A 16,567-nucleotide genomic window follows, 5' to 3' on the forward strand; every position below is an offset into this window, starting at 1 on the left:
GGATCATGCGATCCAAAAACCTATCCGGTATTAGCATAAGTTTCCCTATGTTATCCCAGTCTGAGAGGCAGGTTGCCTACGTGTTACTCACCCGTCCGCCGCTAGCCCCCGAAGGGACTCGCTCGACTTGCATGTATTAGGCACGCCGCCAGCGTTCGTCCTGAGCCAGGATCAAACTCTCCAATAAAGTTTGTATCTGGTTCAAAACTGGCAAATCATTTAATGATAGACTCATCAACGCTTTCGCTGTTCAGTTTTCAAAGAGCATCTTATCCAACGGCCTCAACCGCGGAACTCTATATTATCAAATCGAGCGGAACAAGTCAACAACTTTTTCAATCACACTCAATTTGTTCTACCACACTATACATTTTCGTGGGCAGAAACTCACTTTAACATGTATTCACCAGTAAAACAAGAGTTTTCTACTCTCATACTTAGTTATACATGGTGCGGTCGGCGAGACTCGAACTCGCACGGGTCGCCCCGCCACCCCCTCAAGATGGTGTGTCTGCCAATTCCACCACGACCGCAAAACGAAAAGGCGGAGAGTGAGGGATTCGAACCCTCGCTACACTTGCGCATACTAACGGTTTAGCAAACCGTCCCCTTCGGCCTCTTGGGTAACTCTCCACAAATCATGGAGCGGGTGATGGGAATCGAACCCACGCGACCAGCTTGGAAGGCTGGAGTTCTACCATTGAACTACACCCGCAAAAATATGGTGCCGGTGAAGGGACTTGAACCCCCACGGTTTCCCTCACGATTTTGAGTCGCGCGCGTCTGCCATTCCGCCACACCGGCTTATCCAGTTGCAAAACATGGTCGGGAAGACAGGATTCGAACCTGCGACCCCTTGGTCCCAAGCCAAGTACTCTACCAAGCTGAGCTACTTCCCGACTGTATTCTTTTCACTTTTGAAAAAAGTGGCGTGCCCTGAGAGATTCGAACTCCCGACCTTTTGATTCGTAGTCAAACGCTCTATCCAGCTGAGCTAAGGGCACATATGGAGCGGACGAAGGGTCTCGAACCCTCGACCTTCGCCTTGGCAAGGCGACGCTCTACCAATTGAGCTACGTCCGCATATTAAGAACTGAGGTCCCCGATAAGTATTCGGAATGTGCTCCAACGGCACGCTTTACTATTTGGGGAGCTAAAAAACTGGTGAGCCATGAAGGACTCGAACCTTCGACCCTCTGATTAAAAGTCAGATGCTCTACCAACTGAGCTAATGGCTCATACATGAAATGGCTGGGGTACTAGAATTCGAACCTAGGAATGACGGAGTCAAAGTCCGTTGCCTTACCGCTTGGCTATACCCCAACAGCCAAGTATAAACTGGTGGGGAGAGACGGATTCGAACCGCCGAACCCAGAGGGAGCAGATTTACAGTCTGCCGCGTTTAGCCACTTCGCTATCTCCCCAAAGACAAAAATGGTGCCGGCGATAGGACTTGAACCCACAACCCCCTGATTACAAGTCAGGTGCTCTACCAATTGAGCTACACCGGCATATTTATTATGGTGGCTCGGGACGGAATCGAACCGCCGACACGAGGATTTTCAGTCCTCTGCTCTACCGACTGAGCTACCGAGCCACATTTGTTTCATTCGCCATTTCTCGAAGGAAAATGGCGGAGCTGACGGGACTCGAACCCGCGACCTCCGGTGTGACAGACCGGCGTGAACTCCAACTTCACCACAGCTCCATTTTGGTTGCGGGAGCAGGATTTGAACCTGCGACCTTCGGGTTATGAGCCCGACGAGCTACCGAGCTGCTCCATCCCGCGACAATATTATGGTGGAGGCTGACGGGATCGAACCGCCGACCCTCTGCTTGTAAGGCAGATGCTCTCCCAGCTGAGCTAAGCCTCCAGATCCCCAACTCGTTGTCGGGGTCCCCGCAAAGTACTCGGTGTTGCTTTGAATCATCCGCTTCACTTTGTGGGGAAATTAGGTGACCCGTAGGGGATTCGAACCCCTGTATGACAGCGTGAAAGGCTGCTGTGTTAAACCGCTTCACCAACGGGCCGTATGTATATTAATGGCGGATGGAGTGGGATTTGAACCCACGAGACGAGTTAACCCCGCCTACACGATTTCCAATCGTGCTCCTTCGGCCGCTCGGACATCCATCCATGATAGGGATCGAACCTGCTACCTTTTCCTTATCATAGAAACGCTCTTACCGACTGAGCTACAAGAGCATCATATGGCTCCTCGGGACGGACTCGAACCTCCGACCGATCGGTTAACACCCGATTATTCTACCAACTGAGCTACCGAGGAACAGTCTATAGGTAAGGCTATTCATCCATGAAAAGGATCATGGTGGAGCTGAACGGGATCGAACCGATGACCTCCTGCTTGCAAGGCAGGCGCTCTCCCAACTGAGCTACAGCCCCACGAATGGGTATATAAAGTGGTGGGCCTAGGCTGACTCGAACAGCCGACCTCACGCTTATCAGGCGTGCGCTCTAACCAACTGAGCTATAGGCCCATTTCTGTGTCACGGAATTAGAATATTAGCAGGTATAGAACTAAAAATCAATGGTAGTATTAGGAACTAATTGCACAAACTTTTCCGCATCCGTTTTATAAGCGGGACTAGCTTCCTTCATTGTTTATTATTTTCCCTCGTTGATTCTAGTGCATAAGTATCTGTTTCCTTTTTCGTGATACTACCTTCGTTATCTTTTAAGCGTATAGGAACGTACAGGATACTTAATGCCATCGGTCGTTCTCAAATCACACCAACGTCTCCACTCATCGCTTCGTTTCAGACGCGGTGCTTTGCGGAATGCTCTCAAATTACTCTTGCTTGGTAGTTTGAAATCTCCTCCCCTTCGGTTACCAACTTTAGTTGATTTTCTCATGATGTTATTAATGGCCATGAGCTCCACAGTCTTTTTCTTGTTCCCGCGCTTTTCCCTGCCTTCTGCTTTCGATTTCTTTTCATTTTGCCTTTTAATTAGCTGTAATCTATTTCGCTCGGGCTGCCCGTCTGGCTATTAGCGTACGTTTTTCTTCTTGTTTTTGAGCCTCTAATGTACAGTGATAATAAAGTTTTAGACTCACGTTGTTGATCTAATCAGTTTTTTGCGTTGCTAAATCTGCTGCCTTCGTAAAATTAGTTTTAGACTATCCTTGTTAAATGAGCCAGAGGCAGTCCAGGACACGATAATAAAGTCCTAGACTGCCTCTGTATCATTAACCTAACGATACCCGTTAGGTTAATGAATTGTAAGTTTTAATAGTTTGTTTCCCTTGAAAATCGTAAGGGATGACGTCGGATTCGATAAGTTTTTTTATACCGTACTTATAATAAGGCATTTTCTGATCAGCCTCATCAAGACCAACCCACTTTACTTCTGCTATCTCATGTGGTCGTGTGATCATAATATCCGCACTTTTGGCTTTTGCTTTAAAGGTTACAAATACTACGTGTTCACCTTTGTCTTCAAAAAAGCACTCGTTTACTGCACTAATACCTATTAATTCAACCTCAATACCTGTTTCTTCTCTTGTCTCCCTCATCGCTGCTGAAGACAATGACTCATCGATCTCTACAGCACCGCCAGGTAACGACCAACTTGAGGAGTGGATATTTCTAACGATTAAGACCTTGTCTTGATCCTCATTTGTAATCAGTGCATATGCAACATCAACTCTAAACATGGATTAGCCTCCTTCCACTATTTGGGTAATAGAGTATTCGATAAGTATTCATTAAAACCTTCAGTTTTGGATAAAACTTCCAGTTAGTTTAGTAAAGGCTACCAGCATTAGCACCGGCAGCCTTCTATCGTTTTATTCCCCTATCGAACCCGTTAGTTTAACTCTGCATGATTCTTTTTCAAACGCTCTTTTCGTAAATATTGTTGCTAAATATGCATTTATGTTGATTTCATATTCCGAATACTGTATGGAATCCTTTAGTTAGGATATAATAACCAAAATTTAAATTCGAGAAGGGGTGGATACTATGCTTGTGGTAACAACTGAAAATATTCAAGGTTATAAAGTTGTCGAAGTAAAAGGACCCGTGTTTGGTCTTATTGTTAGAAGCAGAGGGCTTGGTGGTGACATAGCGGCTGGTTTGAAATCCCTCGTTGGCGGGGAAATTCCCGGCTTTCCCTTTCAAAAAAACCGGAGCTCCTAGCTTCAGTATATCTATGCATGATTAGCAGACTCTTCTGCTTCCAACCTTAGCTTTTTGGTTCTAATCGTTAGTCCGGCTATTACAGGAATGACCGTACAAATAACTAAGAACAGGAGTGCGGCATCGTAGGATCCTGTAGTTATGATGTAACCCATGGCAGACGGAGCAATAACACCAGCAATATACCCGCCGAAATTAATAGCTCCTGTTGCTGAGCCAATGACCTCTTGAGGCATGAGTTTCAATGGCATTGAGAACACGGTTGTGTTTACAAAGGTGATGCCAATCATACAAAGCGTATTATAAAATACGGCCAGTTGTATTGTAGGAGCTGTAAACATCAAATACAAAAAGATACCGGAAATGAGCGCTCCGAAAGTACCCCAATATTTTTCTTTCCCTTTCAAATATTTGTCCAGCATCCAACCACTGAAAATCGTAAAAACAACTCCGGCAATTGCAGGGATGGAAGAAATCAAGCCCGTAGACACCATATTCAAATGACGAACATTGATCCAGTATGAAGGCATCCATGAGATGAGCCCCCAGGTGACAATACTCATACCGAACCACATGAGTAACAAACTCCATACCATCGGTGTCTTGAGTACTTGTTTCATGGACGGCTTCACCATGGGTTGCTCTTTACCCTCAATCACATTTGTTGCAAGTTTTTGTTCACGCTTCGGTAGAAAACGCCATAAAAGCACCGTTATGAGTACTCCTAAAATTCCAAATATACCGAACATACTTCTCCACCCTGTACTCAGGATCAGCCATGATGCAAGAATCCCACCTAACATTGCTCCAAACGGGCTTGCGGCGAGTAACACGGATTTTGCTCTTGCTCTTTCTGGTTTTGTAAAGTTTTCACCAATAGCAACAGAGCTAGCAGAAGGAAAGCTTCCCTCACCTAGTCCAAACAGAAAACGAATCAATATCAAAGATCCTAATGACCATCCGGCACCGGTCAATGCCGTAAATATGGACCACAGGGCCACTGAAATTATCAAGACATTTCTTGAGCCTTTCTTATCTGCCCACCAACCTCCAAGAAGCTGCATAATTGCATAGCTTAGAAAGAAACTACTAAGTATTAGCCCTGTTTGCTTTGCATCGAATCCTAACTCTTTGCCCATCGGAATAACTGCAAAATTAATGGCGACTTTATCGATATTGCCTACTAGCCAGGCCAAAAATAAGATCACTAATAATATATACTTACGTTTCTGATTCACTTGTTCCATGCAATTCGCTCCTTTTTTGGGGTTGGCTTTAATCCACGTTTCTTCCTTTTTTTATAGGCGAAGGTTTCACATAACTTGGGATAGGGCAAACATACTGACTGTCACCTAAAATTTCTCTAAGCTCTGTTTTAGCTTTTTCAATAAGATCTGGGTTTTGCATGATCTCGAACGCAGTAGCGGCGATGACTTTTCCTGCGTGAAGCATACCCTTATGCGCGATAGATGCCTTTCCTTGCGTTACCATTTGCCAGCTATGCGGAGATGTACCTACGGCCGAAGTAGACACAAAGCACTGCGCCGTGGGAGTAATCCAACTAACATCTCCCACATCTGAAGAGCCGTAAAGTTGACCAGCATTTGGCACATAAGAGGCGAGGAAATCTGCGAGAACCTTGTCTTTCAATTGAGGCAGAAATATGTGGCTCTTTTCAGCTTCAGTGAGTGTAGTACGAATATTTTGGGCAAACTTCATTTCCTGCTCGTCATAAGTCGGTATCCCCAACTTGGTGAAGTTGTCGTGCATCACTTCTTCCAGCGTCGTATTGGGAATAACATTAGATGACCCGGCATCAAATTCAATCTCCAGCTCTGTTTCCGTCATCAGCGCAGCACCTCGCGCAATATCGCATACCCGTTGATAAATTTCCTCCACCTGAGGTGTTTTAGGAGCACGAATCTTGTACAATACTTCAGCCTCAGGCTGAACGACATTCGGCGAGAATCCTCCAGTGTTCGTAATCGCATAATGTAAACGCGCATCTTGTATAATGTGTTCACGTAAATAATTGGCTCCCACATTCATGAGCTCAACAGCATCCATAGCACTTCGACCAAGATGGGGACTTGCAGCTGCGTGCGAGCTTTTGCCTTTGAATCTGAAATATACCTGATTGGTAGCGAGAAAGCTCATGGACATAACCATATTCATGTCTGCAGGATGCCAAGTCAAGGCGAAGTCGACATCATCAAATAGGCCTTTCCTAGCCATAAACCCTTTACCCCCACCGCCTTCTTCTGCCGGACAACCGTAATAACGGACAGTACCTGGTATGTTATTCTCCTCCATGTAATAACGTAAACCTACAGCTGCCGCAAGTGCACCAGTACCAAGTAAGTTATGTCCGCAACCATGCCCGTTTCCATCCTGCATGATTGGCTCTTTTTGCAAAGATCCACTCTTCTGACTTAGACCAAACAAGGCATCGAACTCACCTAATATTGCAACAACCGGCTTTCCACTGCCGTAGCTCCCAATGAATGCGGTTTCAATATCTCCCGCTCGTTTTTCAACTTGGAATCCTTCCGCCTCCAACGTGTTACACAGATATTCGGCCGACTTGTATTCTTCATGCCGTGTCTCAGCATAGTCCCATATTTTGTCACTAGCAAGAATAAACACGTCACGCTTCTGCTCAATAATTTCTGAAATGCGGTGTCGATAATCCATTTCAACACTCCTCAAATTAATTTGGGTCACTATTAGGACGTTGTAAAAAATATAATTCATAGTTAAGATATTTACAATATGCAAACCATAAAAATTTTTAAAAAATTAAACAACAGATAACTTATCCTGATCCTTCATTTGTAGATATAAAAATTAAAGCTTGATATAATAATTTTGGATTTTTAAAGAGCTTATTTAAAGGAGGCAGTTCCGCTTGATTCGCATAGGTGTCATATCAGCACTAAGCTCTCTCGATAGAATAAAACAAGCGACGGCGCAACTGTTAGATCAGTGTGAGCTTACTTTTTTTTCTTTTGAAAAGCTCAGTGACATTAAAGAATTGTATTTTAATAATCATTTATTTCACGACGCTATGATTGTAAGCGAGGTTTCGTACCATCTTTTAAAAAAAGAAATACAAATATTTGAAACTCCCATTTACTGTATAGAAATTAGTAAACTTGATTTGTATCAATGCTTGTTTCAGTTATCTATGAACCGAGTAGATTTCTCTAAAGTGTTTATTGATTTCTTAGGAGAGTACAATCAGTATATGGGGCTAAGAGGTGTGCTTAGACCTGAACAAATACCTTATACCCTTGACAATCCTCATAGTGTGGCATTCAACGAGAACCTTTACGAAGGGCTGATTGCTATACACAACAATCTTTGGGAGCAGGGTAAAATTGAATTATCAATAACTGGTTCTAGCAGTATTGTTCAAGCCTTGAGACAACGACGATATGAAGTTGCTACCGTCTTACCATCTCAAGATTCTATCGTACGTGTATTTGAACTGGCCCTTCACGACATTCAGCTTACTCAATTTGTCGATAATCAAATCGCATTTGGTGTAATATCGATTGATGGTGTCAGCATCTCATCGGCGATGGACGGCGATCTGGATTTTAAATTCATGTTGTTGCATAAGGCATTACTTGAATTCAGTAAAGAGAGGCGTCTTTCTCTTATAATTCAAAAAAATAATTTAATGTTTGACATAATGACTTCCAACAAGGAATTAAAACAGTTAACAAATCATTTAACCATGTGCTCTTTATACCACTTTTTAAACGAGAAATTGTCATTTAGAGTACATATTGGTTGGGGGATTGGCAGCACTATATTTAAAGCACGAACCAATGCACATATTGCCAACAAAGAAACCGCTTCATCGAAAGGTAATGGTTCTTTTATTAAAACAGACAAGGACCAAATTATAGGTCCCTTAGGTGAACAAGATTGTTTGGAAGTTTCTAATGCCTTTACACCAAAGATTAAACTTCTAAGCGAAAAAACAGGAATTTCAACATTGCAAATTAATAAGATTACCGCAGTCATTGATAAAATAAATAGTAACGAATTAAGCTCTGAAGAAATGGCTCATTACCTAGGGATTACTTTGAGAAGCGCTAGAAGAATTTTAAATCGCTTAGAGGAAATCGGAGTAGCCAAGATTTCATATAAAAAACAGGATAAATTGCGTGGCAGACCTCAAAAGATATACAAGATCGACTTTCAGTCTATTGTAGATTAGGTTACTGCAGATGATGACGCACAAACATCCCGTTTCACTATTAAAGTGGACGGGATGTTTGGTTTTTCTAGCAAATATCGACTTTGGGCAATCTCTTTTCCTATTTCGCGTTAAGGTTTGCAAGCGGTCATTACCTACCAGACAGGTCGTAACCTCGATAACAATTTATCTTCATTTGCTTCATAAACTAATTTGGTTAAATCATCTCTGAGCATTTGCATTCGTTCAGCTCCAATATTTTGAATCCAACGTTGCTCTATCTCAACTAATATCTCCTCTTTTGCCCTCATTACTGACCAACCTCGTTCGGTTAAAACAATCATTTTCCCTCTCTTGTCAGTTGGCGAAGCTTGCCGCATGACATAACCACTACTCTCCAGATACTCTACCATTTTGCTAACAGCTTGCTTGGTAATTCCTAAATGTTCGGCTAGTTCAATACCTGTCGCACCATTGGGAATGATGCGTTTAAACAAAAAACCATGTGCAGGTCTAATATCCCCATATCCCAACTCACTCAATCTATCATGTAGCTCATTAATCAATGTGCTAAAGGATAATAACATAAGTGAAGTGAGGTCCAATTCATTCGTTTCTTGATCACTCATGTGCAAAGCCTCCTTGAATATAGTCAATTAAGTTGACTATATTCAAACCTTATTGTACTATACCGAATATAGTCAATCAAATTGACCATATCAAATGATGGAGGTTTCCCATGGCTAACATTGTCAAAATTAGAGGGTGTGTCTTTGCACCGTATGCTTGGCTGGAACCTATTCAAGATCCTGCTACAGGAAGAGTATTTGAATATACTGGCGATGCACGTGAGTTTACACCATATGCAGTCAACACGATGCGCTCAAGATTAGAGCAGGAAGTGATTATTGATTTTTATAAAAAAGAAATATTCACATGCGCAGATGCTTGTATCACAACTGTAAAAATTACTAATCCAGATGGATCTATTGAATCTAAAGAAGGAAAAGCAGGTACAGCGAACATTGTATGCACGAATGTTTTGTGGGGCTCTGATGACGTTTCTTTTGAAATGAGGGCAAGTGCCAGTAATCCTTTAAATACTGAAGCGCCTGCAGCTGACTATGTATTAACTGTACGAGTTAACGAAAATGGCGTTTCGCATATTGAAGGTTCTCATGATGGATTCCCCTGCTATGAATTTTATAAACAAACAGATTTTGGTCCGTTTGAACTCATATATTCACATGATTTCAGAGAAACTGGTGACACTCCAGCCGCGCTAGCCGGAGATATGGAGTACAGTTTTAAGTGGACAAAGTAATACCCAAAATCACATTAGTATGAAAGAGGTGTTTCTCATGACTCCTATCGTTAAGATTAGGGCGAGCGTCTTTATTCCAATGAGTTGGACAGAACCTAGGAAAGATGCTCAAACAGGGAACGTAATCGAATTCGAAGGTGACTCGCGTGAATTTACACCTTATGCTGTGAACACGATGCGGTCCAGAATTGAACAGGAAGTCGTTGTGGATTTCTATAAGAAGGAAATTTTCTCCTATGCGAATACAGGAATATCAACAGAAAGAGTCACAACACCTGATGGCTCCGTTCATAAAAGATCAAGAAAAGCTGGTACAGAAAAAATTTTGTGCACGAATATTGTCTGGAGTTCCGATAGCGTCAAGTTTCAAATGAGTGCAAGTGCTAGCAACCCATTAAATGAATATGCACCTCCCGTCGACTATCTATTAACCGTACTTGTTAATAAGGATGGCATAGTCGATATTCAAGGAACACATGATGGATTCCCGTGTTTCGAATTTTATAAGCAGATCAATTTTGGTCCTTTTGAACAAATTTACAGACATGATTTCAGAGAAACCGGTGACACCGCCGAAGCACTAGCAGGAGAAATGGAGTATAGTTTTAAAAAAATATTGTAAAGAAAAGAAATATTGGAAAAAGTGTATCGCCTGGCAATGGAAAAACTCCAGCAGCCCCCCTAATAGATGTATGAGTGAGTAACAGGAGGAAAAGACAATGACAACAGTTTTATTTGTAAAAGCAAACAATCGTCCAGCAGATCAAGCAGTTAGTGTGAAATTATATGAAGCTTTTTTAGCAAGTTATAAAGAATCACATCCAAATGACACAGTTGTAGAGCTTGATTTATACAACGAGGAATTGCCATATGTAGGAGTAGATATGATTAATGGCACATTTAAGGCTGGCAAAGGATTTGATTTAACAACTGAAGAAGCAACAGCGGTTGCTGTTGCTGACAAATATTTAGATCAATTCCTTGCTGCTGATAAAGTGGTATTTGGTTTCCCGTTATGGAACCTAACAATCCCGGCTATTCTACACACATATATTGATTATTTGAACCGTGCGGGTAAAACATTTAGATATACGCCAGATGGCCCGGTTGGTCTTATTGGGGATAAAAAGATTGCGTTATTAAATGCAAGTGGCGGAATATATTCTGAAGGCCCGGCGGCCAATATGGAAATGGCCGTTAAATATGTAGCAAATATGATGGGCTTCTTCGGTGTAAAAAATATTGAGACAGTAGTAATTGAAGGTCACAACAAACTCCCAGATAAAGCAGAGGAAATTATTGCTGCAGGTCTTGAAAAAGCTGTTAGAGTAGCAAGCACGTTCTAATTCACAAAAAAACAGAACTTACTTACCAATATATTTCAACCAATATCTGACTTCCATCCTTTCACTCGTACCTGGATGAACACTTTATCTTGTCAACATTATTCAACAATACTTCCCGTTAGCCAATCATGTCAGTGAAACAACACCACAGATGATGTAAGAAATTCAGTTCTTACATGGGAGTTTAATACTAAAAATCAAGAACAAATGATAACAAAGCCAAAACCAAAATAAAAAAGCACAGGAGGTATGGTCAAGACCCCATTTAGTGGACACTAAAAAAAGAGCTAAGCAGCAAGCTGGCGCCGGTACTCAATCGGCGTCAGCTTGTTTAATTTTCTTTGTGGCCTCGTAGAGTTGTAAAAATGGATATATTCCTCAATTCTCCTTTGTGCCTCGTCTACTGTTCGGATATCATAAGGGTAGAGCGCTTCCGTTTTGAGATGCGAGAAGAAGCTCTCCATAGAGGCATTGTCGTAACAATTGCCTCGGCGTGACATGCTGATTTGGGCTCCAACCTTTGGCAGCATGTCGTGATACGCATAGGACGTGTACTGGAATCCCTGATCGCTGTGAACGATCAGTCCAGACATGTCCTCTTTATTTTGAAAGGCTTTCTTGAAAGTCTGCAAAACAAGATCATTGTCATTGCGCTGCGCTAGATGGTAGGCCACGATTTCGTTATTAAACAAATCCTTGACGGCAGACAGGTACAACCATGTATCTCCGATACGATATTGGGTTACGTCAGTAACCCACTTTTGATTCGGTAAGTTGGCATGAAATTTCCGTTGCAATAAGTTTTCAACTACACGTGTCCCTATAGAAGAAGCATAGTTGCATCGATGTTTACGGCGTACTCGGGAGCGTAGTCCCATCTCTTGCATGAGGCGTAGGACCTTTTTGTGGTTAACCCATATCTTGTAGTCTTGAAGTAGAAAGAGCTGCGTTTGACGATATCCGTATTTCCCATCATATTTGCTATAGATCTTTTGAATGAACTCCTTAATTACAAGGTCTTTGTCTTGTGAACTCCGCTTTCTGTAAGCATAGAATCCACTTCTAGAGACCCCGAATAGCTTACATAACTCTGTTACATGGTACCACTCAGTCAATTTCACGATGGCATTGTACTTCTCTTGGACACCTCCCGCATCCAAATTTGTAAACACTTTTTTAGCATCGAATTCTCCCTCTCTAATTTTTGGACATATCGATTTTGATCCATGTATTCGTCACGTCGACCTCTCTGATCCAATAAGCCGAATTCACCCAACTGCTTGAACTTCTTTGTCCATGTAGTGACTCGGCCTCTGTCTGGGATCCCTAGATGTTCCATTATCTTTCGATTAGACCATCCTTCCTCCATGTACAAGCGAATTGCTTCCATCTTGATTTCATGACTATAATTCGTAAACTTTTGCCCCATTTTTGCCATAACGAAAAACACCCCCTATAGGAATCATCGGTTTAAAACACTCGTGTTTTTTCCAATGTCCACTATAAGGGGTGCACTTCAGGTATCCTGTGCTTTTTTTAGTCATTGTGACTAACTGTCTAAGTGCTTTCCACTTAAGCAGGAACTAACTTTATTGTCCAAGCACCAACTATATTGTCAAAACACTTACATTAATGTCCAGACACTAACTATAATGTCACTGAACAAAATTGTTCTAAGAAAATAAAGTTGTAGACTGGGGTTATTGATTTCTCGAGGTTTTCAATAACCAAAATCAATTGCCTTTTGAAAATAGGTTTTAGACTGGAAGTAAGGGGAGACAAAAAAACAGTCTAAAACTGAAAAATAAAGTTGTAGACTGATTATCATTACATAATTACTTTTTCTGATAAGACATTTGGCACCCTTTCCCTTAATTGTTGCACTTCTTTTTCAAAAAGCCTTCTCGCTATCTCAGAAGCTTGCGGTCTTCCAAGTTTACGATAAATAAGATGTTCTACAAAATATCTATAGTATAAATACTTCCCATTTACATTCTGTATATTTTGAAGTATAACTTCGAGCGTATTTTCATCTTGCTTATCTAAGAAATACCAGGGAACATAGTAATCTTCTCCTTGAAATACAAGCTTACTTTTCATCATGTCAAACTTACTAATAAACTCTAATTTTAAAATGGCTTTTAATTTTGTAGCTGTCTCTACCTTTAAATCAGTACTAAACTGCTTATTTAACTCATCTAAAGTCATTTTCGACACTATATTAACTTCTTTTCTAAACAAAATATCGAGAAACTTATAAAAACTTATTGCTGTCCTACACTCTACCACAAACTTGTATAATGCTAGACCAATACACTTATTATAGACCTGTATAAATATTTTCTCCAAATTGTACTTCAAACTTTTATTTTGGTCATCATTATTGAAAACAAAATCACTTTCAACTGTATCATTAAATCCAATATAAACTATACCATTTTCATCTAAGACCTTTTGTCCTAAAACTTGAGTAGTATAACAAGAAATAGCAAATATAAAATTATTTGAGAAGAGAGAAGCATGCTCTGTAGTAAATATTTTTTTCGGTTTATCATAACTCTCTCTGATATCCAAATAAGAATCCTTACCACCGTGCGCAGTGACCAAGACAATGTCTGCTACATCAGTTCTGTCACTTAGAAATTTAATAAAATCGTGAGGTGTCTTATAAAATTCATAAAATCCTTCAGCAGTTTGTTCAAATGTTTTTTTTAAGTATTTCTTGATACCACTAAAACTTCGAACACCTTTATTATCGGGTTGATAATGTATAAACTTCAAAATAACCCCTCTATTCTATGTCAAGATGCTCTATAATCGACATTTCTAATATGTTTGACACAAACTTGTTACCCAAATCGCCGTATAAGCGAATAGAATCAAGAACCTCTTGAATAGAATGTTCTTTACCATCAACCTGTAGCTTTACATCTTTAAGGATATCGTAGTACTCAAGCATGTATTTCTCAAGAGCCGCACTTATCGGATCGGAATCAGATATGGCATCAATTATTGCTTCAACAATTAACTGATCTGATTTGTTATAGTTGGTTTCAGAATATTTTAGAGCTAAAATATCCCCATCTTTTGGAACGAATCTAAACACATCGTTATTAATTAAATCTACAAATTCCAAACAATCAATTTCATGCGGAGCATGCATTGTATAAAACACTATCTTACACCTTTTATTAATTGCTTTTCTAATTTGTTTTACTAAGTCAACCCCTTTGTGAGCGTAATGCTCATTCGGAAAGTCATAATCAATTACAAGAACATCAAAAATTTCTTGTTTTTTATTTAACCTATTTAATGCATCAGTAATAGTCGATTCCCAGTGAAAATTTAATTTATATCCTATATTTTCTCTTTCTTTTAATGCTTTAAATATATCCTTATAGGCATTTATAGAAATAGAATCCGTCTCTTCATCATCATCAATAATCAATATGTTTCTTTCTATCATATTTGACCTACTTTCTAAATTTGATTTGAAATTCTGCTCCAACACTATTGTTTCTGGCTAGATTTAGTTCACCCTTATTTTCCTTTACTATTTCGTCAACAATGGATAACCCCATCCCGGAACTTTTAGTAGTCGAAAAGAAAGGATCAAAAATTCTATCTATAAGGTGATTCGGTACACCTAATCCATTATCTTTAAAGACCAGCGTTGTATAGGATGTTGTGTCTATGGCCTTTAAGAGTAGCTCTTTATTTCTATCAGAAACCTGTTTTAATGATTTTAATGAATTGCTAATAAAGTTATCAAGTATAGTTTCCAGATCATTTTTATCTATTTTCAAGTAAATATTTTCTGGAATCTCTAAAGAAATCATAATATTGTGTTCAATAAAATCATGTTCAAAACTTGCTAGGATACGATCTGAAAAACTTTTCAGATTAATGCTTTCAGTACTTCTCTTTCTAATCAGATGATCCCTTGCCTTCTTTAAATACTCTTTAGCATTACCTGATAGTTTCTCAATATGATTAAAAGAAGTTCTTACTGGTCCTATGAAGTCTTCATTTTGGTCGTGATTATTAGCTACTGTGTTCATTCCAGAAAATGTTACAGTTCTAACCTTTTCAATCTTAATTAAAGCTTGATGAATGATTCGGTGTAATAGTATTTCTTTGCTAGCAACTCTTTTGTATACTTCAAGCAATTCTTCTTGACCCTTAACAAATTGAGCTTGCTCCTTTTGACTTTGTTCGACAACACCAGTTATTTTCCTTAAGATCTTAGCTGCTTCAGGTGCTGTTTTATTTAATTCCTTTGTAACTTGCTTTAATTCAAGTACTGCAGTTTCAATATTTTGCTTAGATCTCAGGAATGTTTCATTTTTAGGTTTTTTAAAAAAATATTTTTCTAATGTTTTAATTGGATATTCAATAATGAAGTGCCTCAACTCCAAGGATTGCTCATTTTCAATAATTCCTTGTCTGTTAGTAGGGGCATCTATTCCATCGTTATGCTCTTTGTAGATTTGTACATATCCAATAAGATCTCGCGAACCGAAAAACCTTGCATATCCTTGAGCTTTTCGTATGTCTAAATCTAGCCAGTCGTTATAACTCTCGCCATATGGATGAATCCTAAAATCATCTCTATATAACCGAATGTTTCCAAATTCCTTTACTAAGGTATTCATTCTTTTTGCAAATCTAGTTTTATCTTGTGTATTAAAAAAATAAATCTTTGTTTTAACAGGGCCAAAATTATAGGGGTTAGGATGTTCTTCTGTATATTTCAAACCATCTCTAACTACTGTCATGCTTATTATCTTTGTGTCCGTTATAGGAATCTCAACCTCTACCCAAAGCGAACTGATATCTTCAAGATTATGGGGTTGAATTTCCATATTAAAAATTTGATACTCAGGTACGTGAACTTTAATTTTAAAATCGTCTTTAATAGAAAAAGGTGATTTAAATTGTTTTAAGCTATTAATGAGTTTAAGTATGTTTTTTTGATCCCAATTATCTCTTAATTTTTCTATATGAAGTGTAACCCCATGCTTGTTTGTTGTATATTCAGAGAGATAATATGGGATTTTTATCTGATCGAGATTGGTATATTCCCGTTCAAATTTAGTCCACTCGAAAGACATATCTATTTTTTCATTACTACTATCTTTAACTGAAGATAAATGTAATACTTCTCCAAGTCTGTCTACGGAAAATCTCCCAATTCCTTTATCACCATTTAATGGGCGTTGAAATTTATTGGAGAACATTTTATTTTTTTTGCTATCCGTTCCTATTACCATCCATTTTTTCTCAATATCGTCCAGACTCATTCCTGTCCCATTATCTCTAATAATTAGCTTTCCGTTACCTGATTCTAAATCTACAAATTCTAAATCAACTTCTGTTGCATCTGCATCATATGAGTTTTTAACTAATTCAAAAACTGCAGTTATTTGGTCTGTGACAAGATCTTTACCTAACAAATTTTTAATGTTAGTAGAAGCCTTGAAATTAAATGTATTAATAATACCCACCTCTCTCTGGTCAGTATTT

General features: G+C 39.5%; 13 protein-coding genes, 21 tRNA genes and 1 pseudogene. 5 read left to right on the plus strand and 30 right to left on the minus strand.

Annotated elements, in window-relative coordinates:
• Nucleotides 1–448: 448 nt before the first annotated feature.
• The 22 genes from AN963_RS29715 to AN963_RS29815 all read right to left on the minus strand — a co-directional run bounded on the left by AN963_RS29715 (nt 449) and on the right by AN963_RS29815 (nt 3,677).
• A tRNA-Leu gene (locus AN963_RS29715) sits at nt 449–533 on the minus strand.
• A 12-nt stretch (nt 534–545) separates the two neighbouring features.
• Nucleotides 546–633: transfer RNA gene (locus tag AN963_RS29720), tRNA-Ser, on the minus strand.
• An 8-nt stretch (nt 634–641) separates the two neighbouring features.
• Nucleotides 642–715, minus strand: a tRNA-Gly gene (locus tag AN963_RS29725).
• 7 nt (nt 716–722) lie between these two features.
• Nucleotides 723–804: transfer RNA gene (locus tag AN963_RS29730), tRNA-Leu, on the minus strand.
• A gap of 18 nt (nt 805–822) precedes the next feature.
• Nucleotides 823–899 (minus strand) — tRNA-Pro (locus AN963_RS29735).
• 28 nt (nt 900–927) lie between these two features.
• Nucleotides 928–1,004 (minus strand) — tRNA-Arg (locus AN963_RS29740).
• Nucleotides 1,005–1,007: 3 nt separating this feature from the next.
• Nucleotides 1,008–1,083: transfer RNA gene (locus AN963_RS29745), tRNA-Gly, on the minus strand.
• Between the two features lie 79 nt (nt 1,084–1,162).
• A tRNA-Lys gene (locus AN963_RS29750) sits at nt 1,163–1,238 on the minus strand.
• Nucleotides 1,239–1,248: 10 nt separating this feature from the next.
• Nucleotides 1,249–1,323 (minus strand) — tRNA-Gln (locus tag AN963_RS29755).
• 16 nt (nt 1,324–1,339) lie between these two features.
• Nucleotides 1,340–1,424 (minus strand) — tRNA-Tyr (locus AN963_RS29760).
• 11 nt (nt 1,425–1,435) lie between these two features.
• Nucleotides 1,436–1,511: transfer RNA gene (locus AN963_RS29765), tRNA-Thr, on the minus strand.
• A gap of 10 nt (nt 1,512–1,521) precedes the next feature.
• Nucleotides 1,522–1,597, minus strand: a tRNA-Phe gene (locus AN963_RS29770).
• Between the two features lie 34 nt (nt 1,598–1,631).
• A tRNA-Asp gene (locus AN963_RS29775) sits at nt 1,632–1,708 on the minus strand.
• Between the two features lie 4 nt (nt 1,709–1,712).
• Nucleotides 1,713–1,789, minus strand: a tRNA-Met gene (locus tag AN963_RS29780).
• Nucleotides 1,790–1,798: 9 nt separating this feature from the next.
• Nucleotides 1,799–1,874: transfer RNA gene (locus AN963_RS29785), tRNA-Val, on the minus strand.
• An 83-nt stretch (nt 1,875–1,957) separates the two neighbouring features.
• Nucleotides 1,958–2,031, minus strand: a tRNA-Glu gene (locus tag AN963_RS29790).
• Between the two features lie 13 nt (nt 2,032–2,044).
• A tRNA-Ser gene (locus AN963_RS29795) sits at nt 2,045–2,137 on the minus strand.
• A tRNA-Ile gene (locus AN963_RS31070) sits at nt 2,134–2,201 on the minus strand. The genes AN963_RS29795 and AN963_RS31070 overlap by 4 nt, the downstream gene beginning before the upstream one ends.
• An 11-nt stretch (nt 2,202–2,212) precedes the next feature.
• Nucleotides 2,213–2,288, minus strand: a tRNA-Asn gene (locus AN963_RS29800).
• A gap of 40 nt (nt 2,289–2,328) precedes the next feature.
• A tRNA-Ala gene (locus AN963_RS29805) sits at nt 2,329–2,404 on the minus strand.
• Between the two features lie 18 nt (nt 2,405–2,422).
• A tRNA-Ile gene (locus AN963_RS29810) sits at nt 2,423–2,499 on the minus strand.
• A 728-nt stretch (nt 2,500–3,227) separates the two neighbouring features.
• The gene (locus tag AN963_RS29815) at nt 3,228–3,677 is read right to left on the minus strand and encodes an NUDIX hydrolase (protein WP_055748159.1); all 450 of its coding nucleotides are present in this window, start codon (nt 3,675–3,677) and stop codon (nt 3,228–3,230) included.
• A gap of 307 nt (nt 3,678–3,984) precedes the next feature.
• Between AN963_RS29815 and AN963_RS30680 the strand changes: the two are divergent.
• Nucleotides 3,985–4,125, plus strand: a pseudogene (locus tag AN963_RS30680) (heavy metal-binding domain-containing protein); the annotation flags it as partial.
• Between the two features lie 47 nt (nt 4,126–4,172).
• Here AN963_RS30680 and AN963_RS29820 read toward each other — a convergent pair.
• Together AN963_RS29820 and AN963_RS29825 are read right to left on the minus strand one after the other, a co-directional pair.
• Nucleotides 4,173–5,408, minus strand: coding sequence for an MFS transporter (locus tag AN963_RS29820; RefSeq protein WP_055748160.1), 1,236 nt, complete (start codon nt 5,406–5,408; stop codon nt 4,173–4,175).
• A gap of 28 nt (nt 5,409–5,436) precedes the next feature.
• A complete protein-coding gene (locus AN963_RS29825) occupies nt 5,437–6,855 on the minus strand; it encodes a M20 family metallopeptidase (protein ID WP_055748161.1) in 1,419 nt (472 codons plus the stop codon).
• Nucleotides 6,856–7,069: 214 nt separating this feature from the next.
• On the opposite strand from AN963_RS29825, the gene AN963_RS29830 reads away from it, so the two are divergent.
• Entirely contained in the window at nt 7,070–8,392 is a 1,323-nt protein-coding gene (locus AN963_RS29830; protein ID WP_055748162.1) for a helix-turn-helix domain-containing protein, read from the plus strand.
• 134 nt (nt 8,393–8,526) lie between these two features.
• Here the strand turns inward: AN963_RS29830 and AN963_RS29835 are convergent, their stop codons facing one another.
• Nucleotides 8,527–9,000, minus strand: coding sequence for a MarR family winged helix-turn-helix transcriptional regulator (locus AN963_RS29835; protein ID WP_055748163.1), 474 nt, complete (start codon nt 8,998–9,000; stop codon nt 8,527–8,529).
• A 110-nt stretch (nt 9,001–9,110) separates the two neighbouring features.
• On the opposite strand from AN963_RS29835, the gene AN963_RS29840 reads away from it, so the two are divergent.
• The 3 genes from AN963_RS29840 (at nt 9,111) to AN963_RS29850 (ending at nt 11,041) form a co-directional block, all read left to right on the plus strand.
• Nucleotides 9,111–9,695: a DUF3238 domain-containing protein gene (locus tag AN963_RS29840; RefSeq protein WP_055748164.1), complete on the plus strand. Its 585-nt coding sequence runs from the start codon at nt 9,111–9,113 to the stop codon at nt 9,693–9,695.
• Between the two features lie 37 nt (nt 9,696–9,732).
• Nucleotides 9,733–10,317, plus strand: coding sequence for a DUF3238 domain-containing protein (locus AN963_RS29845; RefSeq protein WP_055748165.1), 585 nt, complete (start codon nt 9,733–9,735; stop codon nt 10,315–10,317).
• Nucleotides 10,318–10,414: 97 nt separating this feature from the next.
• Nucleotides 10,415–11,041, plus strand: coding sequence for an FMN-dependent NADH-azoreductase (locus AN963_RS29850; RefSeq protein WP_055748166.1), 627 nt, complete (start codon nt 10,415–10,417; stop codon nt 11,039–11,041).
• A gap of 287 nt (nt 11,042–11,328) precedes the next feature.
• Here AN963_RS29850 and AN963_RS29855 read toward each other — a convergent pair whose 3' ends face one another.
• The 5 genes from AN963_RS29855 to AN963_RS29875 form a co-directional block, all read right to left on the minus strand.
• Nucleotides 11,329–12,213: an IS3 family transposase gene (locus AN963_RS29855; RefSeq protein ID WP_330218809.1), complete on the minus strand. Its 885-nt coding sequence runs from the start codon at nt 12,211–12,213 to the stop codon at nt 11,329–11,331.
• Nucleotides 12,159–12,479, minus strand: coding sequence for a helix-turn-helix domain-containing protein (locus tag AN963_RS29860; protein WP_055742789.1), 321 nt, complete (start codon nt 12,477–12,479; stop codon nt 12,159–12,161). The genes AN963_RS29855 and AN963_RS29860 overlap by 55 nt, the downstream gene beginning before the upstream one ends.
• 389 nt (nt 12,480–12,868) lie before the next feature.
• Entirely contained in the window at nt 12,869–13,822 is a 954-nt protein-coding gene (locus AN963_RS29865; RefSeq protein WP_055748167.1) for a hypothetical protein, read from the minus strand.
• Between the two features lie 10 nt (nt 13,823–13,832).
• Nucleotides 13,833–14,507: a DNA-binding transcriptional response regulator gene (locus AN963_RS29870; protein WP_055748168.1), complete on the minus strand. Its 675-nt coding sequence runs from the start codon at nt 14,505–14,507 to the stop codon at nt 13,833–13,835.
• Nucleotides 14,508–14,514: 7 nt separating this feature from the next.
• Nucleotides 14,515–16,548: a sensor histidine kinase gene (locus AN963_RS29875; protein ID WP_055748169.1), complete on the minus strand. Its 2,034-nt coding sequence runs from the start codon at nt 16,546–16,548 to the stop codon at nt 14,515–14,517.
• Between the last annotated feature and the right edge of the window lie 19 nt (nt 16,549–16,567).

Source organism: Brevibacillus choshinensis, from assembly GCF_001420695.1.
In the GTDB taxonomy this organism is placed as follows: domain Bacteria; phylum Bacillota; class Bacilli; order Brevibacillales; family Brevibacillaceae; genus Brevibacillus; species Brevibacillus choshinensis.

What these genes read in the sequence shown, in the direction of transcription:
- AN963_RS29815 (WP_055748159.1), bottom strand. Translation starts at nt 3,677, where the DNA reads ATGTTTAGAGTTGATGTTGCATATGCACTGATTACAAATGAGGATCAA.
- AN963_RS29820 (WP_055748160.1), bottom strand. Translation starts at nt 5,408, where the DNA reads ATGGAACAAGTGAATCAGAAACGTAAGTATATATTATTAGTGATCTTA.
- AN963_RS29825 (WP_055748161.1), bottom strand. Translation starts at nt 6,855, where the DNA reads ATGGATTATCGACACCGCATTTCAGAAATTATTGAGCAGAAGCGTGAC.
- AN963_RS29835 (WP_055748163.1), bottom strand. Translation starts at nt 9,000, where the DNA reads ATGAGTGATCAAGAAACGAATGAATTGGACCTCACTTCACTTATGTTA.
- AN963_RS29840 (WP_055748164.1), top strand. Translation starts at nt 9,111, where the DNA reads ATGGCTAACATTGTCAAAATTAGAGGGTGTGTCTTTGCACCGTATGCT.
- AN963_RS29845 (WP_055748165.1), top strand. Translation starts at nt 9,733, where the DNA reads ATGACTCCTATCGTTAAGATTAGGGCGAGCGTCTTTATTCCAATGAGT.
- AN963_RS29850 (WP_055748166.1), top strand. Translation starts at nt 10,415, where the DNA reads ATGACAACAGTTTTATTTGTAAAAGCAAACAATCGTCCAGCAGATCAA.
- AN963_RS29860 (WP_055742789.1), bottom strand. Translation starts at nt 12,479, where the DNA reads ATGGCAAAAATGGGGCAAAAGTTTACGAATTATAGTCATGAAATCAAG.
- AN963_RS29870 (WP_055748168.1), bottom strand. Translation starts at nt 14,507, where the DNA reads ATGATAGAAAGAAACATATTGATTATTGATGATGATGAAGAGACGGAT.